This window comes from Streptomyces sp. Y2F8-2, assembly GCF_014905555.1.
GTDB lineage: Bacteria > Actinomycetota > Actinomycetes > Streptomycetales > Streptomycetaceae > Streptomyces > Streptomyces cynarae.
In genome coordinates this window covers 77,170-103,172 of the sequence record NZ_BNGS01000006.1, presented here as the reverse complement: position 1 = coordinate 103,172, position 26,003 = coordinate 77,170, and the positions used below count along the sequence as shown (strand labels likewise).

Genomic DNA, 26,003 nt, shown 5'->3' with positions numbered 1-26,003 from the left:
ATGCCCCTTTCGTAGGATCGGGGCATGCCTTCCCGAGCGTCCGACCAGTCCGCGAAGAACGCGCCGCCGCCGCTTCCCGCGCCCCTCGGCGTGCCCGTCGCCGACTCGCACACCCACCTCGACATGCAGTCCGGCACGGTGGAGGAGGGCCTCGCCAAGGCCGCGTCGGTCGGTGTGACGACGGTCGTGCAGGTCGGCTGCGATGTGCGGGGCTCGCGCTGGGCCGCCGAGACGGCCACGGCGCACGACTCCGTGCACGCGGCGGTGGCCCTGCACCCGAACGAGGCCCCGCGCATCGTGCACGGCGATCCTGGGGGCACCTCCCGGCAGGGCGCGCGCGAGCCGGGCGGGGACGCGGCGCTGGACGAGGCGCTCGCCGAGATCGACCGCCTCGCCGCCCTGCCGCAGGTCAAGGGCGTGGGCGAGACCGGGCTGGACTACTTCCGCACCGGACCCGAGGGCAAGGCCGCCCAGGAGCGCTCCTTCCGTGCCCACATCGAGATCGCCAAGCGGCACGGCAAGGCGCTGGTGATCCACGACCGCGAGGCCCACGCCGACGTGCTGCGCGTCCTCAAGGAGGAGGGCGCGCCGGAGCGGACCGTCTTCCACTGCTACTCGGGTGACGCCGAGATGGCCGAGATCTGTGCGCGGAACGGGTACTTCATGTCGTTCGCCGGCAACGTGACCTTCAAGAACGCCCAGCCGCTGCGTGACGCCCTCGCCGTGGCGCCCCTCGACCTCGTCCTGGTGGAGACCGACGCGCCGTTCCTGACGCCCGCGCCGTACCGCGGACGGCCGAACGCGCCCTATCTCATTCCGGTCACGGTCCGCGCCATGGCCGCGGTGAAGGGCGTCGAGGAGGACGCGCTGGCAGCGGCCGTCGCGCGCAACACGGCCCGCGCGTTCGCGTACTGACCGGCCCGCCCGGCCGGGGTGTCCACCGGGGGCCGTGTCGCGACACCGTGTAACCGCGTTGCTTTGGAGAGTGACGACCAGCCGCTAGGTTCTGGTCGCCGTGTCGGAACCTCTCTGGAGCGTGTCGTCGTGAGCAACCGGCAGTACTCGCCGTACGGGGCGTATCAGGACCGTGAGGCCCCCGGTCACGCCCACCCGGACACGTACCGGCCCGCGTACGAGGCGCGTGCCCGCACGGCCGTACGGGACACGGAGATAACGGTCCGCCCACCCCGCCGGCAGCCGGAGGCCGCCCCGCGCCCCTCAGGGCGCGCCCACGCGCGGCACGCGGCGCGCGGCAGAAAAGGCGGCGCGCGCCCTGACTCCATGCGCCGTCTGATCCCGCAGGCGCTCGTCGTCGCGTTCCTCGCCGGCGGCACCACCGCGTTCGTCGCCAACGACAAGGCCGTCGAGCTGACCGTTGACGGCCGCACCCGCACGCTGCACACCTTCGCCTCCGACGTCGGCGAGCTGCTCGCCCAGCAGGGCGTGAAGGTCGGCGATCACGACCTCGTCGCCCCGGCGCCCGGGACACCGCTCGTGAGCGGCGAGGAGGTCGCGGTGCGCTACGGCCGCCCCGTGCGGCTGACCATCGACGGCATCCAGCGCGAGGTGTGGACGACGGCGCCCACGGTGGAGGCCGCGCTCCAGCAGCTCGGGGTGCGTGCGGAGGGCGCCTACGTGTCGACCTCGCGCTCCGAGGGGATCGGCCGGGACGGGCTCGAGCTGGACGTCCGCACCGAGCGCACCGTGACGGTCCTCGCGGACGGGCGGGCCCGCACCATCCGGACCAACGCGGCGACCGTCCGCGAGGCCGTCGCCCAGGCCGGGGTCGTGCTCTACCGGCAGGACACGACGTCCGTGGCACCGGACAGCTTCCCGGACGACGGGCAGACGGTGACCGTGCTGCGGGTGATGGGCTCCCAGGAGGTCCGCGAGGAGCCGATCCCGTTCGACGTACGGCGCACCAAGGACCCGGACCTGCTCAAGGGCACGGAGGTGGTCGCGCGGCCCGGGCAGGCGGGCGCGCGCCGGGTCACGTACGCCGTGCGCACCGTCAACGGCGTGAGGGAGAGACCGCGGCGGATCAGCGACGAGGTGGTGCGGCAGCCACAGACCCAGCTCGTCCGGATCGGCACCAAGCCGCGCCCGGACCTGGTGGAAGGCGCGGAGCACCTGAACTGGAAGGGGCTCGCGGCCTGCGAGTCCGGCGGCCGCGCGCAGGCGGTGGACCCGTCGGGCACGTACGGCGGCCTCTACCAGTTCGACCGGCGCACCTGGCGCAGCCTCGGCGGCTCGGGCCGGCCGCAGGACGCCCCCGCGGAGGAGCAGACGTACCGGGCGAAGAAGCTGTTCACGCGCCAGGGGACCAGCCCGTGGCCGCACTGCGGGTCACGGCTGTACCGGTGACGGTGCCACCGGCTCGGGGCCCGGGCGCCGCCCCGTAGGCTTGCCCCGTGAGCAGCCCCACCCCCGACGCCCTGCTGGGCCCCGCCGACGTCCGTGAGCTGGCGGCGGCCCTCGGCGTACGCCCCACCAAACAGCGCGGCCAGAACTTCGTCATCGACGCCAACACCGTGCGGCGCATCGTCCGCACCGCCGACGTCCGGCCCGACGACGTCGTCGTGGAGGTGGGACCAGGGCTCGGCTCGCTGACGCTGGCGCTCCTCGAGGTCGCCGAGCGCGTCACCGCCGTCGAGATCGACGACGTGCTGGCGGGGGCGCTGCCCGCCACCATCGCGGCGCGCATGCCGGAGCGCGCCGAGCGGTTCGCGCTGGTGCACTCCGACGCGCTGCACGTCCGCGAGCTGCCGGGCCCCGCGCCCACCGCGCTGGTCGCGAACCTGCCCTACAACGTCGCCGTCCCCGTCCTGCTCCACATGCTGGACACCTTCCCGAGCATCGAGCGGACGCTGGTGATGGTGCAGTCCGAGGTCGCCGACCGGCTCGCCGCCGCGCCCGGGTCGAAGGTGTACGGGGTGCCGTCCGTGAAGGCCAACTGGTACGCGGAGGTCAAGCGCGCCGGGGCCATCGGGCGCAACGTCTTCTGGCCCGCGCCCAACGTCGACAGCGGGCTGGTCTCTCTGGTGCGGCGCGCCGAGCCGATCAAGACCTCCGCGTCGAAGGGCGAGGTGTTCGCGGTCGTGGACGCGGCGTTCGCCCAGCGGCGCAAGACGCTGCGGGCCGCGCTCGCCGGATGGGCGGGGTCGGCCGCGGCGGCGGAGGCGGCGCTCGTGGCCGCCGGCATCTCACCGCAGGCGAGGGGCGAGTCGTTGACGGTGGAGGAGTTCGCGCGCATCGCCGAGCACAGGGAGTCCGAGTAAGTGAGTGTCAGGGTTCGCGTCCCGGCCAAGGTGAACGTGCAGCTCGCGGTGGGCGGTGTCCGCCCCGACGGCTTCCACGACCTGGCGAACGTCTTCCTGGCCGTCGGCCTGTACGACGAGATCACGGTGACCCCGGCCGACGAGCTGCGCGTCACCTGCTCGGGACCGTACGCCGCGCAGGTGCCGCTCGACTGTACGAACCTGGCGGCGCGGGCGGCACTGACGCTCGCGCGACGCCGCGGCCTTGATCCGGCCGTGCACATCCACATCGCCAAGGACATCCCGGTCGCCGGGGGCATGGCGGGCGGCAGCGCGGACGGGGCGGGCGCACTACTGGCGTGCGACGCGCTGTGGGGTACGGGAGCCTCGCGCGAGGAACTGCTGGAGATCTGCGCCGAGCTGGGCAGCGATGTGCCGTTCAGCCTGGTGGGCGGGGCGGCGCTGGGCACCGGGCGGGGCGAGAGGCTTACGGCGCTGGAGGTGGGGGGCACCTTCCACTGGGTGTTCGCGACGGCGGACCGGGGGCTGTCCACGCCGGCCGTCTTCCGCGAGTTCGACCGACTGAACGAGGGCGTACGGACCCCCGAGCCGATCGCCTCCCAGGACCTGCTGGAAGCACTGGCGAAGGGCGATGCGGGCGCGCTGGCGGCGACGGTCTCGAACGACCTGCAGCCGGCGGCGCTGTCCCTGTTCCCGGAACTGGCGGACACGCTGGAGGCGGGGCGCGGGGCCGGTGCGCTGGCGACGCTGGTGTCCGGCTCCGGCCCGACGACGGCCTTCCTGGCGCGCGACGCCGAGGCGGCGGAGGAGGTGGCAGCGGCCCTGCGAGCGTCCGGCACGTGCAGGTCGGTGCGGACGGCGGCAGGGCCGGTGGCGGGGGCGACGGTCGTCTGAGGACAGGGCTCAGAGGTGGTCGATGGCGGTCAGGTCGATGTCGATGTCGTACGGCACGCTGACCTTGACGTGGTCGTGGTGGATGCCGGTCAGTGCGTAGGTGCCGGTGGCTTCGCCGAGTTCGTACACCTGGACCGCAGGGTGGTCGTCCTGTCCCGCCATCTCGACCAGCCAGAAGTGGGGATGCCCGCCGCGGCGTACTTGTGCGGCTTGTAATCGCGGTCTCGGGCCTCGGAGTCCGGTGACACCACCTCGACGGCGAGCAGGACGTCGGCCGCCTTGAAGTGGGTCTGACGCCTGTCGGTGACCGCTTCGGCACGGACCACGGAGATGTCCGGTTCGGGGCCGTTGCGCCGATCCAGTACGACCGTCATCTCGCGCGTGACCTTGAAGCCGGACGGTACGGTGCTGCGCAGTCCGTTCACCAGAAGGTCGATCGCAAGGAAGTGGAAGCGGCGCTGCGGACTCGCGAAAACCAGGCTCCCGTCGATCAGCTCGGTGTGCGGCGGGAGATCCGGCAGTGTGAACAGGTCGTCCACGGTGTAGCCGTCCGGGGGCGGCACCGGCCAGTGGTGGCGGTGCTCTACGGACTCGGCGGGCATGGTTCCTCCCATGGACGGGATCCTGCGGCCTGTCTTCCCACCGTAGCCGTCGATCACGAACCACGTCACCACAAAGAGTGACGATCCGCACGCGCCCCGGCCCTTCCCCCGGAGGCCCTACGCTTGAAGGCTGATCGATCCCCGCGTCAGGAGTGAAATGGCCGTCAACCTGGTCAATGTCGAGAACGTCAGCAAGGTGTACGGCACCCGTGCCCTGCTCGACGGCGTCTCGCTGGGCGTGTCCGAGGGGGACCGGATCGGGGTCGTCGGGCGCAACGGCGACGGCAAGACCACCCTGATCCGGATGCTCGCCAAGCTGGAGGAGGCCGACACCGGCCGCGTCACCCACTCCGGCGGGCTGCGCCTCGGCGTGCTCACCCAGCACGACTCCCTCGACCCGGCCGCCACCGTCCGCCACGAGGTCATCCGGGACATGGCCGACCACGAGTGGGCGGGCAACGCCAAGATCCGCGACGTGCTCACCGGCCTCTTCGGCGGGCTCGACCTGCCCGGGTTCCCCCAGGGGCTCGACACCGTGATCGGCCCCCTCTCCGGCGGCGAGCGGCGCCGTATCGCGCTCGCCAAGCTGCTGATCGCCGAGCAGGACCTGATCGTCCTCGACGAGCCCACCAACCACCTCGACGTCGAGGGCATCGCCTGGCTCGCGGGGCACCTGCGCGAGCGCCGCTCCGCGCTGGTGTGCGTCACCCACGACCGCTGGTTCCTCGACCAGGTGTGCACCCGCATGTGGGACGTGCAGCGCGGCGAGGTCTTCGAGTACGAGGGCGGCTACTCCGACTACGTCTTCGCCCGGGCCGAGCGGGAGCGCATCGCCGCCTCCGAGGAGACCAAGCGGCAGAACCTGGTCCGCAAGGAGCTCGCCTGGCTGCGACGCGGCGCCCCCGCCCGCACCTCCAAGCCCCGCTTCCGCGTCGAGGCCGCCAACGAACTGATCAGGGACGTGCCGCCGCCCCGCGACAGCAGCGAGCTGATGAAGTTCGCCTCCTCACGGCTCGGCAAGACCGTCTTCGACCTGGAGGACGTCACCGTCCAGGCCGGCCCGAAGGTGCTGCTCAAGCACGTCACCTGGCAGCTCGGCCCCGGCGACCGCATCGGCCTCGTCGGGGTCAACGGCGCCGGCAAGACCTCCCTGCTGCGCGCCATGGCCGACGCCGCCCGCAGCGAGGGCGAGCAGCAGCCCGCGGGCGGCCGGATCGCCGTCGGCAGAACCGTCAAACTCGCCTACCTCTCCCAGGAGGTAGCCGAACTCGACCCCACCTGGCGGGTCCTCGAGGCCGTGCAGCGGGTCCGCGAGCGCGTCGACCTCGGCAAGGGGCGCGAGATGACCGCCGGGCAGCTGTGCGAGACGTTCGGCTTCAACAAGGAGAAGCAGTGGACGCCGGTCGGCGACCTGTCCGGCGGTGAGCGGCGGCGGCTGCAGCTGCTGCGCCTCCTCATGGACGAGCCCAACGTCCTCTTCCTCGACGAGCCCACCAACGACCTCGACATCGAGACCCTCACCCAGCTCGAGGACGTCCTCGACGGCTGGCCCGGCTCGATGATCGTGATCTCCCACGACCGCTTCTTCGTCGAGCGCACCACCGACAAGGTCTACGCCCTTCTCGGCGACGCCACGCTGCGGATGCTGCCCCGCGGCATCGACGAGTACCTCGAGCGGCGCCACCGCATGGAGGAGGCCGCAGCGGCGGCCGCGGCACCGGCACCCGCCGTGGCCAAGCCCGCCGCATCCGCCGCGGACGCCCGGGCCGCGAAGAAGGAACTCCAGCGGATCGAGCGGCAGTTGGACAAGATCTCCGAGCGGGAGTCCAAGCTCCACGAGCAAATCGCCGAGAACGCCACGGACTTCGAGAAGGTCGCAGGACTGGACGCGGAACTCCGGGAGCTGGCCGGTCAGCGCGAGGAGCTGGAGCTGCGCTGGCTCGAACTCGCCGAGGACGCCTAGGCGTCGGCGGTCACGGTGCGCGCGCCGCGAGGGGCGCGGGAAGGCGCGTAACGAGGGCATCACGGGCCGGTCCTCCCTTGGGAACAGGGGCAGGACCGGCCCGGTGTTCGAAGACGTCCCAGTGATAGAAAGGTCCGTCTGAGAACAGCCTGAGTACCACCGGCGTGGCGGAAACGAGCACCACGGGCGTGGGGACACATCAGTTTTGAGGGGGAAAGCGCTGATGACTCAGCCGCCCGACCAGCCGCCCCGGGGCGGCAGTTCCGGGATACCGCAGAATCCGCCGCCGCAGGCCGGTTCCGGTGCCCCGCAGGACCCCCGGCAGGCGACCCCACCGCCGCCCGTCCAGCCCCCGGCGACCCCACCCCAGCCGGGGTACGGCTACCCCCAGCCGCCGCAGCCGCCGCCTTCCGGCCCGTACCAGCAGCCGGGCGCGTATCCACAGCCGGGTCCGTACGGCGGGCCGGGTCCGTACGGCGGGCCGGGTCCGTACGGTGGTCCGGGTCCGTACGGCGGTCAGCCCGGTCCGTACGCCCAGCAGCCCGGTGGGTACGCCCAGCAGCCCGGTCAGCCCGGCCCCTACTCCCAGCAGCCCGGCCCCTACGCCGCTCCCCACCCCGGCTACGGCTACCCGCAGCAGCCGCCCCAGTTCCCCGGCGCGCCCCTCCCGCCCCCCGGCGGCGGCTCCGGGAACCCCTTCAAGGGCAAACCCGCGCTGGTCGTGGGCGCCGCCGTCGCCGCGCTGCTCCTCATAGGCGGCACCGTGTACGCGGTCAGCGGGGGCGGCGGGGACGACAAGCCCACCGCCGGCAAGAACCGGAGCTCCGGACCGTCCTCCACCGCCTCCGCCCCGGCCGACGCGGGCGGTGGCAGCGGCGGTGGCGCGGACCCGGAGAACCTCAACCAGGACCGCAAGTCGGGCGAGGACAAGGTCCTCTGGTACCAGCAGGCGCCCGACGCGCCCGGTCACGGCGCCGACGCCCCCGGCATGTGGATCACCGGCAGGACGGCGGTGAAGGCCGCGTACAAGCAGGTCTTCGCCTACGACGTCGCGGACGGCAGCCCCACCTGGAACCCGATCTCCTTCCCGCAGAAGATCTGCGCGGTCACTCCGCAGAAGACGGCCGACGACAAGGTCGTGGTCGCCTACATGAGCGGCGTGAGCGACAGCGCCAAGTGCAACAACATCCAGGAGATCGACCTCGACACCGGCAAGAAGGGCTGGAGCGCGCAGATCGCAGACGGTGCCCTGTTCGACAGCGCGCTCGCCGTCGACCTGACCGTCACGGGCAGGACCCTGCTGGTCGCCCGCGCGCAGTCCGGCCTGGCCTACGACGTGGCCACCGGCAAGAAGCTGTGGGAGAAGCAGCGGTACGGCGCGGCCTGCTTCCCGACCGCGTTCGCGGGCGGCGCCAAGCTCCTCTCGGTCGCCTCCTGCGGCGCCGGCGGCTCCGACGCGCACGACGAGGTGCAGGAGCTCGACCCCACGACCGGCAGGGCCAAGTGGACCAAGAAGATCCCCAAGGGCTGGACGCTCGCCCGCATCTACTCCGTCGACCCGGTCGTCCTCTACCTCACCAACGAGGACAAGACGCGGTGGAACGTCTCCACACTGAAGAGTGACGGCAGCGTGCGCTCCCAGCTCGACGTCGACGAGTCCTTCGCACCCCGGTGCGGCTGGGCCATCCTCAACCGTGACCTGCAGGGCTGCACGGGCGCCGTGGCCGACGCGAGCACCCTGTACCTGCCGACCGACGCGAAGAGCGGCCCGAACGAGATCGTCGCGATCAACCTGGACACCGGCAAGGAGAAGTGGCGGGTGAAGTCCCCCGCGGACGAGTCGATGCTCCCGCTCAAGATGGACGGCACCCATCTGATCGCGTATGTCGAGCCGTCGTACGACACGGGCGGCCAGGTCGTGTCCATCGCGACGGCAGGCGGCAGCCACACCACGGCGAGGCTGCTGCAGAACCCGGCGGGCGCCGCGCAGGTCGAGAGCGGCTTCTTCGCCAAGGCGATCGACTACGTGGACGGGCGCCTCTACCTCTCCACCACCCGACTGACCGGCGGTACCCGGTCCAAGGAGAAGCTGATGCTGGCCTACGGCAAGTGAGCGGTCCGCCGACCCGCCCGTCCCCGCCCACTGTTCCTGTGTCCTTCGAGGTCCTCACGCCATGAGCCAGCCGCCGCCCCCTCCCCACCAGCCGCCCCCGCCGCCCCACCAGCCGCCGCCGGGCGGTGGTTTCGGCGCCCCGCAGAACCCGGCCCCGGGCGCTGGTTTCGGCGCCCCGCAGCCTCCGCCGCCGGGCGGCTTCGGCGCACCCCAGCCGCCGCCCCAGGCGCCCCCGCCGCCCGCCCAGGGACCCGGCTACGGCTACCCGCAGCCGCCGGCCCCGCCGCAACCGGGGAACGGGTATGCCCAGCAGCCCGGGTACGGCTACCCGAACCAGCACCCCGGCTACGGCTATCAGCAGTCGCCGATGGTCCCCGTACCGCCGCACGGAACCCCGGGCGGCGGCGGCAAAGGGCCGAGTGCCACGGTGTGGATCGTCGTCGCTGCGGTCGCGGCCATCGCGCTGATCGTCGGCGTCGGGGCCTGGTACGCGAACAGCTCCTCCGGCGGCGACACGGGCGGCGGCTCCGCGTCCGGTGCCGACAGCGGCCAGGGCGGCCAGGGCAGCAGCACCGGCGGCTCCGGTTCCGGCAAGGAGAAGGCGCCGGCCGACCCCAGTGCCAAGGTCCTCTTCCAGATCCCGGCGCCGCGGATCACGGACAGACAGGAGCTCGACAACGTCGCGGGCTCCTGGCTCACCGACTCCGTCTACGCCAAGGCCGGCATCAACAAGATCGTGGGCTACGACCCGGACACCGGCGCGACCAAGTGGACGCTGCCGCTCAACGGCCAGACCTGCGCGGGCTCCCCCGAGATCAGCTCCTCGGGGATCGCCGTGGTGGTCTCCGAGTCGGGCAAGCGGGCCGACGTGCGGGACCGCAAGCCGTGCAGCGACGTCACCGCGTTCGAGGTCGCCACCGGGAAGAAGCTGTGGACGAAATCGGTCGGCACCGGTGGCGCCCCGGTCCCGTTCGGTGAGGTCTCGATCAGCGGCACGACGGTCGCCGCCGGCGCCGGCCTCTACGGCGGTGCCGCCTTCGACCTGACCACCGGCAAGGTGCTGTGGCAGCACCAGAGGGGCTCCTGCGCGGACGTCGGCTACGCGGGCGGCGATCAGCTCGTAGCGGTGCGCAAGTGCGGCCCCTTCGGCAGGGAGTTGTACGAGGTCCAGCTGCTCGACCCGGGGACGGGGGGCGCCAGGTGGAGCTACAAGCTCCCCCAGGGCATCGACAACGCCAAGGTGATCTCCACAAAGCCGGTCGTGTTCGGTGTGGACTCGGGCGGCATCACCGCCTCCGGCGCCACGGACGTCTTCTCGCTGGACGACACCGGCAGGCTGCGCACGAAGATCACGCTGGAGGACGGCAAGTACGAGCACCACTGCGGCGTCGGCAAGGTGCACGACTGCCAGGCGATCACGGTGGGCAACGACAAGCTGTACGTGCCGACCAACGACCACGACGGCTCGGCACAGGGCACCCGCACCAACGAGATCATCGCGTTCTCGCTGGCCACCGGGAAGACCACCGGTGACCGGATCGACGCCGGCGACGGCTACGACATCTTCCCGATCCGCATGGACGGCGGGAACGTGCTGGCGTACAAGAGCGGCCCGTACAACAAGGGCGCCCAGGTGGTCTCGGTCGACGGCGGATCCCTGAAGCAGACGAGACTGCTGGAGACCCCGGCCTCCCGCGAGGTGCTGGGCGCGATCATGAGCATGGTGCCGAAGACGTCCGAGCTGCTCTACACCGACGGCCGGCTGTTCCTCGGCAAGGACCTGGTCAGCAAGCCGTTCACGGCCGATCAGAAGTCGTACACCGCGCTCGGCTTCGGCGCCAAGTAGCGCGTACGCGGCGCGCGGCGAAGGCCTCGCTCCTGTTCGGGTGCGGGGCCTTTCACGTACCCGTCATCAGGCGCCATTGGGCGGGATTTCCGTAATCCGGGGCACTTCTGGCCGGTAGGGGAAGCGCGATGTCGAACAAGCGTGTAGCTTCCGGGGGCATGAAGGACAGGGGGTGCGCCGGGGGGCTTCTGTCCATGCGGGCCAGTGGGCATCCATAGTGGGCATCCACGGGGGCGGACTGGGGGGTTGCTCGATGGGAGTGCGGCTCATGGTGGTCGACGACCACCGATTGCTCGCCGAGGCGCTGGCCTCGGCTCTGAAGCTGAGGGGACACCGGGTGCTCGCCGCGGCGGCGCCCGCCGCGGGGGCGGCGGACCTGGTGATCAGCAGGGCGCCCGAGGTGTGCCTGCTGGGCACGGCGGCACCCGCGGAGCCGGGCGCCTTCGACCCGGTGGTGCGCATCAAGCGGGAGCGCCCGCAGGTGGCGGTGCTGGTGCTCGGCCCGGTGCCGAGCCCGCGCGGGATAGCGGCCGCGTTCGCCGCCGGCGCCTCGGGCTACGTACGGCACGACGAGCGCATCGAGGGCGTCGAGCGGGCCATCATGAAGGCGCGGGCGGGCGAGGCGGCCGTGGCGCCGCAGTTGTTGCAGGGCGCGTTCAACGAACTGCTCCACCCGGCGGCTCAGCCGGACGACGAGGGCCAGCGCCTGTTGCAGATGCTGACCCCGAGGGAGGTCGAGGTCCTGGTCCGGGTGGCCGACGGCGAGGACACCCGCCTGATCGCGGCGGGCATGGGCATCGCCCCGTCCACGGCCCGCACCCACGTCCAGCGCGTCCTGATGAAACTGGGCGTGGGCTCCCGCCTCGAGGCTGCCGCGCTGGCCGCCCGGACGGGCTTGCTGGACCGGGCGGGGCCCGTCCAGCCCGGGATCGATTAGCCGAAGGGTGCGCCCGGACAGGGGTGGGCGCGGGGCCGTGTCGACATGCGGCTCCGCCGCGCGGGCGCGGTCGGCCACGGATCACCCGCAGCCGACGTGCGACGCGCAGTTCCCCCGCGCTCGGCGGAGCGTGGCCGAGCTACTCCGGCTTCTCGTCCGACCCCGCGTCGACGGACGGCGGAGCTATCGGCCTCAGCTTCAGCCACAGCAGGAACAGCAGGCCCAGGATCAGCATCCCGAGGCCCGTCCACAGGTTGATGTTGACGCCCTCCGCCTTGCGGATCGCCGCGTCGGAGGCCGTGAAGCCCGCGATCATCACGATGACGCCGTAGAGGACGAACAGGCCGCCGATGATGCGGCGGAGGTCGAAGATGCGTGCCGCGGTGGCGGACTTGCCTTCCAGCTCGGTGACTTGGTGCTGGACGTCGTGTTCGGAGTACTCGGACATGGTCGGTCAATCCTCCGCGGTCAGAGCGAGAACGGGATGTAGCAGGCGGCGGCGAGGACGACCGCGCCCCAGCCGAGCAGGGCGGGCCTGCGGTACCAGGCGTCGTCGCCCGCGGAGGGCGGCTCCGCCATGCCGGGCGAGCGGGTGCCGTAGACGAGGCCCTGGAGCTGGTCCTCCGGTTTGGGCCTGGTGAACAGCGAGACCGCGACCATCACGACCGCGCCGGCCACGAAACCGGCGATCGCGGAGACGAAGTTGGCGCCCTGGTCGGAGGGGATGCCGATGACGCCGTGCTTGTAGATGACGAAGTAGTTCACCATCGCGGTCACCGTGCCCGCGAGCAGGCCCCAGAAGCCGGACTTCGCGGACGCGCGCTTCCAGAACATGCCGACGACGAACACCACGAACATCGGCACGTTGAAGAAGGAGAACAGCGTCTGCAGGTAGCTCATGATGTTCGAGAACGACGACGCCAGGAACGCCGTGCCGATCGACGCCAGCACGCCGATCGCCGTGATGAGGCGGCCGAAGCGGACGTAGTACGCGTCCTCGCGGTCCTTGACGATGTACCGCGCCCAGATGTCGTTGGTGAACACCGTGTTGAAGGACGACACGTTGGCCGCCATGCCCGCCATGAAGGCCGCCAGCAGGCCGGTCACCGCGATGCCGAGGACACCGTTGGGCAGCAGCTCCTGCATCAGGTACGGGATCGCGTCGTTGTACTGCAGGGACGAGCCGGGCGTGCCGATCTTCGGGACCAGGACGGCGGCCACCAGGCCCGGGATCATCACCAGGAACACGATGAAGATCTTCGGGAACGCGGCGATGAGCGGGGTGCGCTGGGCCGCGGAGAGGTTCTTCGCGGACAGGGCGCGCTGGACCTCGGCGAAGTTGGTGGTCCAGTAGCCGAAGGACAGCACGAAGCCGAGGCCGAGGACGATCGTCAGCCAGTTGGCACCCAGCGGGTTGGCGTGGCCGATCCCGGTGCCGCCCCAGGCGGTGACGAAGTCGTGGCCGTGGGCCTGGGTGAGCTTGTCGGTCAGGCCGCCCCAGCCGCCGACCTTCTTCAGGCCGAGCACGGTGATCGGGATGAGGGCCGCGAGGATCACGAAGAACTGCAGCACCTCGTTGTAGATCGCCGACGACAGGCCGCCGAGGGTGATGTACGCGAGCACGAAGAAGCCGGCGACCACGATCGCCACCCACTGCGGCCAGCCCAGCAGGGCCTCCACGACGATCGCGAGGGCGTAGAGGTTGACGCCCGCGATGAGGATCGCGGCGAAGGCGAACAGGATCGAGCTCAGCAGGTGCGCCCCCTTGTCGAAGCGCAGCAGCAGGAACTCGGGCACCGAGCGGACCTTGGAGCCGTAGTAGAACGGCATCATCACCAGGCCCAGGAAGACCATGGCCGGGATGGCGCCGATCCAGTACCAGTGCACGGTGTAGGCGCCGTACTGGGCGCTGTTGGCGGCCATGCCGAGGATCTCGGTGGCGGCCAGGTTGGCGGAGATGAACGCGAGACCGGTGATCCAGGCGGGCAGGGAGCGTCCGGACAGGAAGAAGTCGAGGCTGGTCTTCACCGAGCGGCGGGCCGCGAAGCCGATGCCGAGGACGACCGCGAAGTAGATCCCGAGGATCGCGTAGTCGAGCCCGTTTGTGGGGAGTCGTAGCTCGGCTGCCAGATATGTGGGGGTTTCCATTGAGTGCTCGCTTCGTTGCGTGAACCAATCAGTGCGGAACCGTACGCCCCCGCGTTCGATATTTGAACACTCCTGATGATGGTCTTTGTTGGATTGTGACGTTGACGCAGATGGTGAGTTGTGTTTTGGTGTGTTGGGTTATGTTTGAAGGGTGAGTGGCTCGAATGGAGAGTCGAACGTGAAGAAGACCTCGACCCGGCTGGCCGACGGTCGTGAGCTCATCTACTACGACCTGCGCGACGACGTCGTGCGGGACGCGGTCGACCGCCGGCCGCTCGAGCGGACCGTCACGACCTCCGAGATCCGCCAGGACGTGCTGCTCGGCGACTCGGTCGCCATCGCCTCGCACCGGCAGGGCCGCACCTACCACCCGCCCGCCGACGAGTGCCCGCTGTGCCCCTCCCAGGACGGCAGGCTCAGCGAGATCCCCGACTCGTCCTACGACGTCGTCGTCTTCGAGAACCGTTTCCCCTCGCTCGCCGGCGACTCCGGCCGCTGTGAGGTCGTCTGCTTCACCTCCGACCACAACGCCTCCTTCGCCGACCTGACCGAGGAGCAGGCGGGCCTGGTCCTGGACGCCTGGACCGACCGCACCGCCGAGCTGTCCCACCTGCCGGCCGTCGAGCAGGTCTTCTGCTTCGAGAACCGCGGGGCGGAGATCGGCGTGACCCTCGGCCACCCGCACGGGCAGATCTACGCGTACCCCTTCACCACCCCCCGCACCGCCCTGATGCTCCGTTCGCTGGCCGCCCACAAGGAGGCGACCGGCGGGGAGAACCTGTTCGACGCCGTCCTGGAACGCGAACTCGCCGACGAGCGGATCGTCCTGCAGAGCGAGCACTGGGTGGCGTTCGTACCGTACGCCGCGCACTGGCCCTACGAGGTCCACCTCTACCCCCGCCGCCGCGTCCCCGACCTGCTCGGGCTCGACGAGGCGGCACGCACAGAGTTTCCCAAGGTCTACCTGGAACTCTTGAAGCGCTTCGACCGGATCTTCGGCGAGGGTGAGCCTCCGACGCCGTACATCGCCGCCTGGCACCAGGCGCCGTTCGGCCCCCTGGACGAGTTCGACGGCGTGAGCAGGGACGACTTCGCGCTCCACCTCGAGCTTTTCACCATTCGCCGTACTTCCGGCAAGCTGAAGTTCCTCGCGGGTTCCGAGTCCGGCATGAACGTGTTCATCAACGACGTGCCGCCGGAGGCCGCGGCCCGGCGACTGCGAGAGGTAGCGAGTTCATGAGTGGGAAGTACCTGGTCACCGGCGGGGCCGGCTATGTGGGCAGCGTGGTCGCGCAGCACCTGCTGGAGGCCGGCCACGAGGTCGTCGTCCTCGACAACCTCTCCACCGGCTTCCGCGAGGGCGTGCCGGCCGGTGCTTCCTTCATCGAGGGCGACATCCGCGACGCCGCCAAGTGGCTCGACGCCTCCTTCGACGCGGTCCTGCACTTCGCCGCGTTCTCGCAGGTCGGCGAGTCGGTGGTGAAGCCGGAGAAGTACTGGGACAACAACGTCGGCGGCACCATGGCCCTGCTCGGCGCCATGCGCGAGGCCGGCGTGCGCAAGCTCGTCTTCTCCTCCACGGCGGCCACCTACGGCGAGCCGGTGAACACCCCGATCACCGAGACCGACCCGACCGCGCCGACCTCCCCCTACGGCGCCTCCAAGCTCGCCGTCGACCACATGATCACCGGCGAGGCGGCCGCGCACGGCCTGGGCGCCGTCTCCCTGCGCTACTTCAACGTCGCCGGCGCCTACGGCGCCTACGGCGAGCGCCACAACCCCGAGTCCCACCTCATCCCGCTCGTCCTCCAGGTCGCGCAGGGCAGGCGAGAGGCCATCTCGATCTTCGGCGACGACTACCCGACGCCGGACGGCACCTGCATCCGCGACTACATCCACGTCGCCGACCTCGCCGAGGCGCATCTGCTCGCCCTGGACGCCGCCACCCCCGGCGAACACCTGATCTGCAACCTCGGCAACGGCAACGGCTTCTCGGTGCGCGAGGTCATCGAGACGGTGCGCCAGGTCACCGGGCACCCGATCCCCGAGGTCGTGGCCCCGCGCCGGGGCGGCGACCCGGCGGTCCTGGTCGCCTCCGCGGCCACGGCCCGCGAGAAGCTCGGCTGGAACCCGTCCCGCGCGGACCTCGCGGGGATCGTCGCGGACGCGTGGCAGTTCGCACGGCACGTCGCAAGCAACGCAAGGGAGCAGTAGGTGGGCGTACGCGAGGGCTTCGGGGAGATCTACGGGTCGGCTCCCGAGGGCGTCTGGGCGGCTCCGGGCCGGGTCAACCTGATCGGCGAGTACACGGACTTCAACGAGGGCTTCGTGATGCCGCTCGCGCTGCCGCACACGGCGGTCGCGGCGGTCTCGCGGCGCACCGACGGGGTGCTGCGGCTGCACTCGGCGGACATCGAGGGCCCGGTCGTCGAACTGCACGTCGACGAACTGCAGCCGCTGACCAACACCAGTTGGGCCGCCTACCCGGCCGGTGTGGTGTGGGTGCTGCGTGAGGCGGGCCACCCGATCACCGGCGCGGACGTCCACCTGTCCTCGACGGTGCCGACGGGCGCCGGTCTGTCCTCCTCGGCGGCGCTGGAGGTGGTCGTCGCCCTCGCGCTCAACGACCTGTACGAGCTCGGTCTGACCGGCCCCGAGCTGGCCAGGACCGCCCAGCGCGCCGAGAACGACTTCGTGGGCGTGCCCTGCGGGATCATGGACCAGATGGCATCGGCGTGCGCCACGGACGGCCACGCGCTGCACCTGGACTGCCGTGACCTGTCCATCCGGCAGATCCCCTTCGACCTCGCCTCCCAGGGCCTGACGCTGCTGGTCGTCGACAGCCGCGTGAAGCACGCGCTGGGCGACGGGGCGTACGCCGAGCGGCGCGAGGGATGCGAGGAGGGCGCACGGCAGCTCGGGGTCTCGCATCTGCGGGACGTGGCGTACGAGGAGCTGGACTCCGCGCTCGCGCGCCTGTCGGACGAGCGGGTGCGCCGCTATGTGCGCCATGTCGTCTCGGACGATCACCGGGTCGGTGAGGTGGTCCGGCTGCTGGACGCGGGCGAGGTCCGGGCGATCGGTCCCGTGCTGACCGAGGGCCATGTCTCCCTCCGCGACGACCTGCGGATCTCCTGCCGGGAGCTGGACCTGGTGGTGGACACGGCGAACGCCGCGGGCGCGCTGGGGGCGCGGATGACGGGCGGCGGCTTCGGCGGCTCGGCGATCGTCCTGGTGGAGGCGTCGGACACGGACACGATCACCAAGGCGATCGAGGAGGCGTTCGCCGCCGCCGGTTACACGGCACCTCGGGTGTTCCCGGCGGTACCGTCGGCCGGGGCACGCCGCCTGAGCTGATCGCGCCCCGGCTCAGTCCAGCCGCTTCGTCAACGTGTACTCCGTGATCCCCGGCGGATAGTCGGGGATCACGCACACCACCTCGTAGCCCTGCTTCCGGTAGAACTCCGGCGCCTGGAAGTCCCACGTCTCCAGGCGGCACGCCGTGCAGCCGCGGTCCTCGTGGGCCGTCCGCTCCGCCTGCGCCAGCAGCCGCGTGCCGAGGCCCGCGCCGCGGTGCCGATCGTCCACCCACAGGTACGCGACGTGCAGCCACGTCGTCCAGGTGTGCCCGACCAGCCCGCCCGCCACCTCCCCCGCCGCGTCCAACGCCCACACATGGAGCGGAACATCGCGCTCCGCCGGTGTTCCGCGCAGGGCGCGCAGCACCGGGGACGCCGCCGTGTTCGTCTCGCGCAGCCGAGCCCGGAGCAGATCCCGCCGCTCCTTGTCGACTTCCGTCTCGATACGAAACATGCGGCTCACCATAAACGCGTCGGCCGGCCAGTTCTGCAAATCTCCTTCCGCTCCAGGCCGGCAGCCCTACCCTGTGAACAGCATCGGTGGGGGCCGGTGCTGATCAGGGGGCGAGACAGTCGGGTACGGCGCCCGGGGCGGGGGTAGCAGTTCCGGCACGGCGGCGGCCGTGCCGCTGCGTTACCCGTCCCAGGTAGAACATCCGGGGAGCGCTCCGGGCGCCGTATCCGCGCCGGGCCGTCCCCCGAACAGTGGGGGTATCAGTGGTTCGCATCCGAGTTCTGGTCGTCGACGATCACCGCATCTTCGCCGAGTCCCTCGCCGCCGCCCTGGCGGCCGAACCGGACGTCGACGTGTCCGCGGCCGGCAGCGGTCCTGCCGCGCTGCGCTGCCTGGAGCGGGCCGCCGCGGAGGGCCGCAGATTCGACGTGATGCTCGTCGACGCGGACCTCGGGGGCAACGTCCTGGGCTCACGCCCGGCGGTCCCCGTCCAGGACGGCGACGAGGACGGCCTCGTCGACGGCATCTCCCTCGTCGCCGGCGTCCGCTCCGGCCAGCCGAACGTGCGGACCGTCGTCCTCGCAGAGAAGGACGACCCGCGCCGCGCCGCCCTCGCCCTGCAGGCCGGCGCCTCCGGCTGGGTCGCCAAGGACTGCTCGCTGCAGCGGCTGCTCACGGTCATCCGGGGCGTCCTGCGGGACGAGACGCACCTGCCGCCCGCCCTGCTCACCGGGGTGCTGCGCGAGCTGACCGCGGCCCGCAAGCACCGCACCGAGAGCGAGCGTCTGGTGGAGTCCCTCACGCCCCGGGAGCGGGAGGTGCTGCGGTGCATGGTCGCCGGACTGGGCCGCAAGGCCGTCGCCGAGCGGCTGTTCCTGTCCCCGCACACCGTCCGCACGCACATGCAGAACGTGCTGGGGAAGCTGGGCGTCCACTCCACCCTCGCCGCCGTCGCCCTCGCCCGCCGCGCCGGTGTCGGGCCGGTCGACCTAGCCGGGGATGTTGTCGAACGGGGCGGTCAGCTGGCGTAGCAGCGCGGCCAGCTCACCGCGCTGGGCCGAGCTCAGCTCGGAGAGGATCGCGCGTTCCTGGTCGAGGAGTCCGGCCAGGGCCTGGTCGGCCCGGTCCCGGCCCTCGTCCGTGAGCCGCACCAGCACGCCCCGGCGGTCGCTGGGGTCCGGGAGCCGCTCGACCAGGCCCTTCTTCGCCAGGCGGTCGATGCGGTTGGTCATCGTGCCGGAGGTGACCAGCGTCTGGGTGAGCAACTGGCCGGGGGAGAGCTGATAGGGGCTGCCGGCGCGGCGGAGCGCGGTGAGGACGTCGAACTCCCAGGGCTCCAGGCCGTGCTCCGAGAACGCCAGCCGGCGTGCGCGGTCCAGATGCCGGGCCAGTCTGCTCACCCGGCTGAGCACCTCGAGCGGTTCCACGTCGAGGTCCGGGCGTTCCCTGCGCCACGCCGCGACCAGCCGATCGACCTCGTCCTCCATGCGATCAGTGTAGTGGTTGTGTCGATGTGAAGTCTCTTGACGTGAGACATCTTGATGTTGAGTCTCTTGACGTCGAGAGAGTTGCGGTACGAGGATGGCAAACCGTACGGAGGCGGCGTCAAACGGGGGCGACGCCTCCGTACGACGGCGCGCGTCCGCGCCGCGGCGCCCGCTCGTCCGTCCGTCCGCCCGCCCGCTCCGAGGAGGCCCCGCCATGCCCGCCACCGGCCCCACCTGGGACCCCGCCCAGTACCTCCGCCACGCGGACCACCGCGCCCGTCCCTTCACCGACCTGCTCTCCCGCGTGCCCGGACTTCCCGGCGACCCGCCCCGCATCGCCGACCTGGGCTGCGGACCGGGCAACGTCACCGTCCTGCTCGCCGAGCGCTGGCCCACCGCGCACATCACCGGCTACGACAACTCCCCGGAGATGCTCGCGAAGACCGACGCCTACGCGGGCCCCACGGCCGGCGGCGGCCGCCTGGACTTCGCGCACGCCGACGCCCGCACCTGGGTGCCGAAGGAGCCGTACGACCTGATCATCAGCAACGCCACCCTCCAGTGGGTACCCGGACACGCCGAGCGGTTCGCCGAGTGGGTGACAGCCCTGAAGCCGGGCGGCACCTTCGCCTTCCAGGTCCCCGGCAACTTCGCCTCCCCCAGCCACCGGCTGATGCGCGAACTCGCCCACTCCGCCCGCTGGACGGACCGCCTCGCCGAAACCCTGCGCCACGACGACGCGGTCCTCACCCCGGAGGCGTATCTGCACCACCTCACCGCGCTCGGCTGCGCGGCCGACGTCTGGGAGACGACGTATCTGCATCTGCTGCAGGGCGAGGACCCGGTCCTCGACTGGGTCAAGGGCACCGGACTGCGGCCGGTCCTCACCGAGCTGGGGGAGGAGGCGGAGGAGTTCGTCGCCGACTACCGTGCGGCGCTGCGCGAGGCGTACCCGGCGACCGAGCACGGCACGGTGTTCCCGTTCCGCCGTATCTTCGCCGTCGCGACGAAGGGGGCCTGACCGATGCTGACCGCCGTCGACCACGTCCAGCTCGCCGCCCCGCCCGGCTCCGAGGACCTGCTGCGCGCGTACTACGTCGACGTCCTCGGTATGACGGAGGTCCCCAAGCCGCCGGTGCTCGCGGCGCGCGGGGGCTGCTGGTTCCGGGCGGGGGCCGTGCAGCTCCACCTGGGCGTCGAGGACGACTTCCAGCCCGCGAAGAAGGCCCATCCGGGGCTGCGGGTCACGGGGATCGAGGCGTACGCGGCGCGGCTCGCCGAACGCGGGGCACCGGTCACCTGGGACGGCAACCTGCCGGGGCACCGGCGCTTCTACTCGCAGGACCCGGTGGGCAACCGGCTGGAGTTCCTGGAGCCGGTGGCCACATCGCCCTGAGCACGCGGCACGCGGGTCGCGCGGGCGTGCCTCAGCTCTTGCGGTGGCCTATGAGCCGCGGCTTCGGCTCCAGCCCGTCCAGCCCGTGCCACGCAAGGTTCACCAGATGCGCCGCCACCTCCGCCTTCTTCGGGCGGCGCACGTCCAGCCACCACTGGCCCGTCAGCGCGACCATCCCGACCAGCGCCTGCGCGTACAGCGGCGCCAGCTTCGGGTCGAAGCCGCGGCTCTTGAACTCGCGGCCCAGAATGTCCTCCACCTGCGTCGCGATGTCCGAGATCAGCGACGCGAAGGAGCCCGTCGACTGCGGGATGGGGGAGTCCCGGACCAGGATCCGGAAACCGTCCGTGTACTCCTCGATGTAGTCCAGCAGCGCGAACGCGGCCTGCTCGCACAGCTCACGCGGGTGCCCCGCCGTCAGGGAGCTGGTCACCATGTCCAGCAGGCGCCGCATCTCGCGGTCCACCACCACCGCGTACAGCCCCTCCTTGCCGCCGAAGTGCTCGTACACCACCGGCTTGGACACCCCGGCCTTGGCCGCGATCTCCTCCACCGACGTGCCCTCGAAGCCCTTCGCGGCGAACAACGTGCGACCGATCTCCAGCAGCTGCTGGCGGCGCTCGGCACCGGTCATCCGAGTACGGCGCGGGCGCCGCGGCTTGTCGCTGCTGGGGGTGCTGGAGTCGGTCGCCACACCGCCATCATGCCGTGTCGGCGGTCACCTTCCCGCGTCGGGAGCCACTCCCGTCACCGTTGCGACGCGAATCGATACGCGAGCGTGACGGCCAGCGCACGTCGTACGCCCACCCCAGCTGCTCGAACCAGCGGATGATCCGCGCCGAGGAGTCCAGCTGGCCCCGCTCCACACCGTGCCGTGCCGACGTCGGGTCCGCGTGGTGCAGGTTGTGCCACGACTCCCCGCACGACAGGACCGCCAGCCACCACACGTTGCCCGAACGGTCGCGCGACTTGAACGGCCGCTTGCCCACCGCGTGGCAGATCGAGTTGATCGACCACGTCACGTGGTGCAGCAGAGCCACCCGGACGAGCGACCCCCAGAAGAACGCGGTGAACGCTCCCCACCAGGACATCGTGACCAGCCCGCCGATCAGCGCGGGCAGCAGCAGCGACACGGTCGTCCACAGCGCGAACTGGCGGGAGATCGCCCGCATCGCCGGGTCCTTGATCAGGTCCGGGGCGTACTTGTCCTGAGGCGTCTGCTCCTCGTCGAACATCCAGCCGAGGTGGGCCCACCACAGGCCCTTCATCAGCGCCGGGACCGTCTCCCCGTACCGCCACGGGGAGTGCGGGTCGCCCTCCGCGTCGGAGAACTTGTGGTGCTTGCGGTGGTCGGCCACCCAACGCACCAGCGGCCCTTCCACGGCCATCGACCCCGCGATCGCCAGCGCGATCTTCAGCGGCCGCTTCGCCTTGAACGAGCCGTGCGTGAAGTGACGGTGGAAACCGATCGTGATGCCGTGGCAGCCCAGGTAGTAGAAGAAGACCAGCAGGCCCATATCGAGCCAGCTCACGCCCCATCCCCACGCCAGCGGCACCGCCGCCACAAGCGCCAGGAACGGAACGGTGATGAACAGCAGCAGCGTGATCTGCTCGATCGAGCGCTTCTGCTCGCCACCCAGCGTCGCGGAGGGCAGCGGAGAGTCGTCGTTCGCCTTCGGGGCGTCTTCGATCACATCGGAGCTCGTGGTCATGGGGCGTCCCCTGTGGGGTCGAGGGTCAAGACAAATGCCCGGATACGGCACCCAACGTGCTCCCGCCACCTGACGGGACACCTACGGTTCCGTAACCTACGGCGTCGTAAGTATGGCAGTGCGTCGCCCGGCGGCAAGAGCCCGAAAGCCAGCGCGTCCGCATAGCCACCTATCCTTGGAGTCGGTCGGACAGCGCGGTCCGCTCTGAATTCTTCCCGGATGCCCGGACCGTATGCGGCACCCGCCGCGCACGGCACCCATCCGGGTCCCCTCCCAGACGAGCTTCAACACTGCAAGGAGCCGCACCTGTGAGCAGTGCCGACGACCAGACGACGACGACCAGCAGTGAACTGCGCGCCGACATCCGCCGACTGGGCGACCTGCTCGGCGAGACCCTCGTCCGCCAGGAAGGCCCCGAGCTCCTGGAACTGGTCGAAAGGGTCCGCCGGCTGACCCGCGAGGACGGTGACGCCGCCGCGGAACTGCTGCGCGGAACCGAACTGGAGACCGCCGCCAAGCTGGTGCGCGCCTTCTCCACCTACTTCCACCTGGCGAACGTCACCGAGCAGGTGCACCGCGGCCGAGAGCTGCGCGCCAAGCGCGCCGCCGAGGGCGGCCTGCTCTCCCGCACCGCCGACCGCCTCAAGGACGCCGACCCCGACCACCTGCGCGAGACCGTCCGCAACCTCAACGTGCGCCCCGTCTTCACGGCGCACCCCACCGAGGCCGCGCGCCGGTCCGTCCTCAACAAGCTCCGGCGCATCGCCGCACTCCTGGAAACCCCCGTCATCGAGTCCGACCGCCGCCGCCACGACACCCGGCTCGCGGAGAACATCGACCTCATCTGGCAGACCGACGAGCTGCGCGTCGTGCGCCCCGAACCCGCCGACGAGGCCCGCAACGCCATCTACTACCTCGACGAACTGCACGCCGGCGCCGTCGGCGACGTCCTCGAGGACCTCACCGCGGAACTCGAACGCGTCGGCGTCAAGCTCCCCGACGAGACCCGCCCCGTCACCTTCGGCACCTGGATCGGCGGCGACCGCGACGGCAACCCGAACGTGACCCCCCAGGTCACCTGGGACGTCCTCATCCTCCAGCACGAGCACGGCATCAACGACGCCCTGGAGACGATCGACGAGCTGCGCGGCTTCCTGTCCAACTCCATCCGCTACACCGGCGCCACCGAGGAACTCCTGGAATCCCTCAAGGCCGACCTGGAGCTCCTGCCCGAGATCAGCCCCCGCTACAAGCGCCTCAACGCCGAGGAGCCCTACCGGCTCAAGGCCACCTGCATCCGCCAGAAGCTCGTCAACACCAAGCAGCGCCTCGCCAAGGGCACCCAGCACGAGCCCGGCCGCGACTACCTCGGCACCAGCGAACTCCTGCACGACCTCAGAGTCATCCAGACCTCCCTGCGCGCCCACCGCGGCGGCCTCTTCGCCGACGGCCGCCTCGCCCGCACCATCCGCACCCTGGCCGCCTTCGGCCTCCAGCTCGCCACCATGGACGTCCGCGAACACGCCGACGCCCACCACCACGCCCTCGGCCAGCTGTTCGACCGGCTCGGCGAGGAATCCTGGCGCTACGACGACATGCCCCGCGAGTACCGCCACAAGCTGCTCGCCAAGGAACTCCGCTCCCGCCGCCCCCTCGCCCCCACCCCCGCCCCGCTCGACGCGGCCGGCGCCAAGACCCTCGGCACCTTCGAGACCATCAAGCGCGCCCTGAAGGTCTTCGGCCCCGAAGTCATCGAGTCCTACATCATCTCCATGTGCCAGGGCGCCGACGACGTCTTCGCCGCCGCCGTCCTCGCCCGCGAAGCCGGACTCATCGACCTCCACGCCGGCTGGGCCAAGATCGGCATCGTCCCCCTCCTGGAGACCACCGACGAGCTCAAGGCCGCCGACACCATCCTCGAGGACATGCTCGCCGACCCCTCCTACCGGCGCCTCGTCGCCCTGCGCGGCGACGTCCAGGAGGTCATGCTCGGCTACAGCGACTCCTCCAAGTTCGGCGGCATCACCACCAGCCAGTGGGAGATCCACCGCGCCCAGCGCCGCCTGCGCGACGTCGCCCACCGCCACGGCGTGCGCCTGCGCCTCTTCCACGGTCGCGGCGGCACCGTCGGCCGCGGCGGCGGCCCCACCCACGACGCCATCCTCGCCCAGCCCTGGGGCACCCTCGAAGGCGAGATCAAGGTCACCGAACAGGGCGAGGTCATCTCCGACAAGTACCTCATCCCGTCCCTCGCCCGAGAAAACCTCGAACTGACGGTCGCGGCCACCCTGCAGGCCTCCGCCCTGCACACCGCACCCCGCCAGTCCGGCGAAGCCCTCGCCCGCTGGGACGCCGCCATGGACGTCGTCTCCGACGCCGCCCACGCCGCCTACCGCAAGCTCGTCGAGGACCCGGACCTGCCGACGTACTTCCTCGCCTCCACGCCGGTCGACCAGCTCGCCGACCTGCACCTGGGCTCGCGGCCCTCCCGCCGCCCCGGCTCGGGCGTCTCGCTCGACGGCCTGCGGGCCATCCCCTGGGTGTTCGGCTGGACCCAGTCCCGGCAGATCGTCCCCGGCTGGTTCGGCGTCGGCTCCGGACTCAAGGCCCTGCGCGAAGCCGGCCTCGACACCGTGCTCACCGAGATGCACGAACAGTGGCACTTCTTCCGCAACTTCATCTCCAACGTCGAGATGACCCTCGCCAAGACCGACCTGCGGATCGCCCAGCACTACGTCGACACACTCGTCCCCGACAACCTCAGGCACATCTTCGACACCATCCGGGCCGAACACGAACTCACCGTCCGCGAGGTACTCCGCGTCACCGGCGAACAGGAACTGCTCGACGCCCAGCCGGTCCTCAAGCAGACCTTCGCCATCCGCGACGCCTACCTCGACCCCATCTCCTACCTCCAGGTCGCCCTCCTCAAGCGCCAGCGCGACGCGGCCGCCGCGGGCGAGGAACCCGACCCGCTGCTCTCCCGCGCCCTGCTCCTCACCGTCAACGGCGTCGCAGCCGGCCTGCGCAACACCGGCTGACACCGCCCCGGACACGACAGTGCCCCCGAGCCCGTACCAGGCTCGGGGGCACCGTCACATCCCGCGGACGTCAGCCCCGGGCGCCCCTGCGGCGCCACAGCACCAGACCACCACCGGCGGCCACCAGCGCCGCCGCCGCACCGGACAACAGCCCCACCGGAGCACCACTGCCCGTCTCGGCCAGGTCACCGCCGCCACCCTGCGCCGAGGGCGACGCGGACACCGAGGCCGAGGGGACCGCGCCCGCACCGGACGACGAACCCGGCGAGGCGCTCGCCCCGGCCGAGCCCGACGGGGAGGCGGACGCGGACGCCGACACGGAGGCCGAGGCCGAGCCGGACGGCGTCGTACCGCCCCCGCCGGAGCTCTCGCACTCCGTCCAGAACACCTTGTGCTTGGCCGCACCCTTCTCGCCGTCGAAGTTCCAGAACAGCTTGTAGTGCCCGTCGGGCAGCGTCATGTCGGCCGTACGGCCATGGCCGTCGGCGTCCAAGGTGATCGCACCGCTCTTCACGGTCTCACCCTTGGTGGCGGCGGTCGGGGCCCACGCCTCGATGTGCCAGTCCACCTGCTGCCGGCCATCGAAGTTGAAGCCATCCAGGTAGAACGAGCACACATGCGGCTCGTTCCGCTGGTCGTACTCGTCCGTGGCGGACTTGTGGATCTTGACGTCGCCGTTGTCGCCCCGAGCCGAGGCATGGGCGGACGGAGCGGTCAGCAACGCTGCTGAGGCGACGGCGACAAAAGCACCGGCGCGCATGAGGGTACGCATG

General features: G+C 71.3%; 22 protein-coding genes and 1 pseudogene. 15 read left to right on the top strand and 8 right to left on the bottom strand.

Annotation, left to right across the window (positions count from 1 at the left end):
* Positions 1-24: 24 nt before the first annotated feature.
* The 4 genes from SY2F82_RS21010 (at position 25) to SY2F82_RS20995 (ending at position 4,172) form a co-directional block, all read left to right on the top strand.
* Positions 25-915, top strand: coding sequence for a TatD family hydrolase (locus SY2F82_RS21010; protein ID WP_200420692.1), 891 nt, complete (start codon positions 25-27; stop codon positions 913-915).
* 129 nt (positions 916-1,044) lie between these two features.
* The gene (locus SY2F82_RS21005) at positions 1,045-2,364 is read left to right on the top strand and encodes a resuscitation-promoting factor (RefSeq protein WP_308437779.1); all 1,320 of its coding nucleotides are present in this window, start codon (positions 1,045-1,047) and stop codon (positions 2,362-2,364) included.
* Between the two features lie 47 nt (positions 2,365-2,411).
* Entirely contained in the window at positions 2,412-3,278 is an 867-nt protein-coding gene (gene rsmA, locus SY2F82_RS21000; protein ID WP_200420691.1) for a 16S rRNA (adenine(1518)-N(6)/adenine(1519)-N(6))-dimethyltransferase RsmA, read from the top strand.
* A complete protein-coding gene (locus SY2F82_RS20995) occupies positions 3,279-4,172 on the top strand; it encodes a 4-(cytidine 5'-diphospho)-2-C-methyl-D-erythritol kinase (protein ID WP_200420690.1) in 894 nt (297 codons plus the stop codon).
* A gap of 9 nt (positions 4,173-4,181) precedes the next feature.
* On the opposite strand, the pseudogene SY2F82_RS20990 reads toward SY2F82_RS20995, so the two are convergent.
* Positions 4,182-4,774: pseudogene (locus SY2F82_RS20990) on the bottom strand (Uma2 family endonuclease).
* Positions 4,775-4,931: 157 nt separating this feature from the next.
* Here SY2F82_RS20990 and SY2F82_RS20985 point away from each other — a divergent pair.
* The 4 genes from SY2F82_RS20985 (at position 4,932) to SY2F82_RS20970 (ending at position 11,633) form a co-directional block, all read left to right on the top strand.
* The gene (locus tag SY2F82_RS20985; RefSeq protein WP_200420689.1) at positions 4,932-6,737 is read left to right on the top strand and encodes an ABC-F family ATP-binding cassette domain-containing protein; all 1,806 of its coding nucleotides are present in this window, start codon (positions 4,932-4,934) and stop codon (positions 6,735-6,737) included.
* 223 nt (positions 6,738-6,960) lie between these two features.
* Positions 6,961-8,850 (top strand): PQQ-binding-like beta-propeller repeat protein, encoded by a 1,890-nt coding sequence (locus SY2F82_RS20980; RefSeq protein ID WP_200420688.1) that lies wholly within the window; start codon positions 6,961-6,963, stop codon positions 8,848-8,850.
* 61 nt (positions 8,851-8,911) lie between these two features.
* Positions 8,912-10,696, top strand: a complete 1,785-nt coding sequence (locus tag SY2F82_RS20975; protein ID WP_200420687.1) for a PQQ-binding-like beta-propeller repeat protein — start codon at positions 8,912-8,914, stop codon at positions 10,694-10,696.
* A gap of 253 nt (positions 10,697-10,949) precedes the next feature.
* Positions 10,950-11,633, top strand: coding sequence for a LuxR C-terminal-related transcriptional regulator (locus tag SY2F82_RS20970; RefSeq protein ID WP_200420686.1), 684 nt, complete (start codon positions 10,950-10,952; stop codon positions 11,631-11,633).
* Between the two features lie 139 nt (positions 11,634-11,772).
* Here the strand turns inward: SY2F82_RS20970 and SY2F82_RS20965 are convergent, their stop codons facing one another.
* Together SY2F82_RS20965 and SY2F82_RS20960 are read right to left on the bottom strand one after the other, a co-directional pair.
* Positions 11,773-12,081 carry a hypothetical protein gene (locus SY2F82_RS20965; RefSeq protein ID WP_200420685.1) on the bottom strand — a complete coding sequence of 103 codons (309 nt, stop codon included), beginning with the start codon at positions 12,079-12,081 and terminating at the stop codon, positions 11,773-11,775.
* 20 nt (positions 12,082-12,101) lie between these two features.
* On the bottom strand, positions 12,102-13,781 hold the full coding sequence (locus SY2F82_RS20960; protein ID WP_200420684.1) for a sodium:solute symporter family protein: 1,680 nt from the start codon (positions 13,779-13,781) through the stop codon (positions 12,102-12,104).
* Positions 13,782-13,959: 178 nt separating this feature from the next.
* Between SY2F82_RS20960 and galT the strand changes: the two genes are divergently transcribed.
* From galT to galK, 3 genes are read left to right on the top strand one after another with little or no spacing between them, the layout of a single operon-like run.
* A complete protein-coding gene (galT, locus tag SY2F82_RS20955) occupies positions 13,960-15,021 on the top strand; it encodes a galactose-1-phosphate uridylyltransferase (protein ID WP_200420683.1) in 1,062 nt (353 codons plus the stop codon).
* Entirely contained in the window at positions 15,018-15,995 is a 978-nt protein-coding gene (gene galE, locus SY2F82_RS20950) for a UDP-glucose 4-epimerase GalE (RefSeq protein WP_200420682.1), read from the top strand. The genes galT and galE overlap by 4 nt, the downstream gene beginning before the upstream one ends.
* The gene (galK, locus tag SY2F82_RS20945) at positions 15,996-17,138 is read left to right on the top strand and encodes a galactokinase (protein WP_200420681.1); all 1,143 of its coding nucleotides are present in this window, start codon (positions 15,996-15,998) and stop codon (positions 17,136-17,138) included.
* A gap of 12 nt (positions 17,139-17,150) precedes the next feature.
* Here the strand turns inward: galK and SY2F82_RS20940 are convergent, their stop codons facing one another.
* A complete protein-coding gene (locus SY2F82_RS20940; protein WP_200420680.1) occupies positions 17,151-17,606 on the bottom strand; it encodes an N-acetyltransferase in 456 nt (151 codons plus the stop codon).
* Positions 17,607-17,857: 251 nt separating this feature from the next.
* Between SY2F82_RS20940 and SY2F82_RS20935 the strand changes: the two genes are divergently transcribed.
* The gene (locus SY2F82_RS20935) at positions 17,858-18,625 is read left to right on the top strand and encodes a response regulator transcription factor (RefSeq protein ID WP_200420679.1); all 768 of its coding nucleotides are present in this window, start codon (positions 17,858-17,860) and stop codon (positions 18,623-18,625) included.
* Here the strand turns inward: SY2F82_RS20935 and tamR are convergent.
* A complete protein-coding gene (tamR, locus tag SY2F82_RS20930) occupies positions 18,584-19,081 on the bottom strand; it encodes a MarR family transcriptional regulator TamR (protein ID WP_103837595.1) in 498 nt (165 codons plus the stop codon). The genes SY2F82_RS20935 and tamR overlap by 42 nt on opposite strands.
* 214 nt (positions 19,082-19,295) lie before the next feature.
* On the opposite strand from tamR, the gene SY2F82_RS20925 reads away from it, so the two are divergent.
* Both SY2F82_RS20925 and SY2F82_RS20920 read left to right on the top strand, forming a co-directional pair.
* Entirely contained in the window at positions 19,296-20,102 is an 807-nt protein-coding gene (locus SY2F82_RS20925) for a trans-aconitate 2-methyltransferase (protein ID WP_200420678.1), read from the top strand.
* Positions 20,103-20,105: 3 nt separating this feature from the next.
* Positions 20,106-20,477 carry a VOC family protein gene (locus SY2F82_RS20920; protein ID WP_200420677.1) on the top strand — a complete coding sequence of 124 codons (372 nt, stop codon included), beginning with the start codon at positions 20,106-20,108 and terminating at the stop codon, positions 20,475-20,477.
* A gap of 31 nt (positions 20,478-20,508) precedes the next feature.
* Here the strand turns inward: SY2F82_RS20920 and SY2F82_RS20915 are convergent, their stop codons facing one another.
* Positions 20,509-21,111: a TetR/AcrR family transcriptional regulator gene (locus SY2F82_RS20915; protein WP_236041747.1), complete on the bottom strand. Its 603-nt coding sequence runs from the start codon at positions 21,109-21,111 to the stop codon at positions 20,509-20,511.
* Positions 21,112-21,178: 67 nt separating this feature from the next.
* Complete coding sequence (locus SY2F82_RS20910; protein WP_200420675.1) at positions 21,179-22,189, bottom strand: fatty acid desaturase; 1,011 nt, start codon at positions 22,187-22,189, stop codon at positions 21,179-21,181.
* Between the two features lie 308 nt (positions 22,190-22,497).
* Between SY2F82_RS20910 and ppc the strand changes: the two genes are divergently transcribed.
* Positions 22,498-25,230, top strand: coding sequence for a phosphoenolpyruvate carboxylase (ppc, locus tag SY2F82_RS20905; RefSeq protein WP_200420674.1), 2,733 nt, complete (start codon positions 22,498-22,500; stop codon positions 25,228-25,230).
* Positions 25,231-25,300: 70 nt separating this feature from the next.
* On the opposite strand, the gene SY2F82_RS20900 is transcribed toward ppc, so the two are convergent.
* On the bottom strand, positions 25,301-26,002 hold the full coding sequence (locus tag SY2F82_RS20900; RefSeq protein ID WP_200420673.1) for an LPXTG cell wall anchor domain-containing protein: 702 nt from the start codon (positions 26,000-26,002) through the stop codon (positions 25,301-25,303).
* Between the last annotated feature and the right edge of the window lies 1 nt (position 26,003).

Coding starts and splice junctions, on each gene's coding strand:
- SY2F82_RS20975 (WP_200420687.1), top strand. CDS start 8,912: ATGAGCCAGCCGCCGCCCCCTCCCCACCAGCCGCCCCCGCCGCCCCAC.
- SY2F82_RS20970 (WP_200420686.1), top strand. CDS start 10,950: ATGGGAGTGCGGCTCATGGTGGTCGACGACCACCGATTGCTCGCCGAG.
- galE (WP_200420682.1), top strand. CDS start 15,018: ATGAGTGGGAAGTACCTGGTCACCGGCGGGGCCGGCTATGTGGGCAGC.
- tamR (WP_103837595.1), bottom strand. CDS start 19,081: ATGGAGGACGAGGTCGATCGGCTGGTCGCGGCGTGGCGCAGGGAACGC.
- SY2F82_RS20980 (WP_200420688.1), top strand. CDS start 6,961: ATGACTCAGCCGCCCGACCAGCCGCCCCGGGGCGGCAGTTCCGGGATA.
- SY2F82_RS20925 (WP_200420678.1), top strand. CDS start 19,296: ATGCCCGCCACCGGCCCCACCTGGGACCCCGCCCAGTACCTCCGCCAC.
- SY2F82_RS20915 (WP_236041747.1), bottom strand. CDS start 21,111: ATGACCGGTGCCGAGCGCCGCCAGCAGCTGCTGGAGATCGGTCGCACG.
- SY2F82_RS20965 (WP_200420685.1), bottom strand. CDS start 12,081: ATGTCCGAGTACTCCGAACACGACGTCCAGCACCAAGTCACCGAGCTG.
- SY2F82_RS20910 (WP_200420675.1), bottom strand. CDS start 22,189: ATGACCACGAGCTCCGATGTGATCGAAGACGCCCCGAAGGCGAACGAC.
- SY2F82_RS20985 (WP_200420689.1), top strand. CDS start 4,932: ATGGCCGTCAACCTGGTCAATGTCGAGAACGTCAGCAAGGTGTACGGC.
- SY2F82_RS21010 (WP_200420692.1), top strand. CDS start 25: ATGCCTTCCCGAGCGTCCGACCAGTCCGCGAAGAACGCGCCGCCGCCG.
- SY2F82_RS20940 (WP_200420680.1), bottom strand. CDS start 17,606: ATGGTGAGCCGCATGTTTCGTATCGAGACGGAAGTCGACAAGGAGCGG.
- SY2F82_RS20960 (WP_200420684.1), bottom strand. CDS start 13,781: ATGGAAACCCCCACATATCTGGCAGCCGAGCTACGACTCCCCACAAAC.
- SY2F82_RS20900 (WP_200420673.1), bottom strand. CDS start 26,002: ATGCGTACCCTCATGCGCGCCGGTGCTTTTGTCGCCGTCGCCTCAGCA.
- SY2F82_RS20920 (WP_200420677.1), top strand. CDS start 20,106: ATGCTGACCGCCGTCGACCACGTCCAGCTCGCCGCCCCGCCCGGCTCC.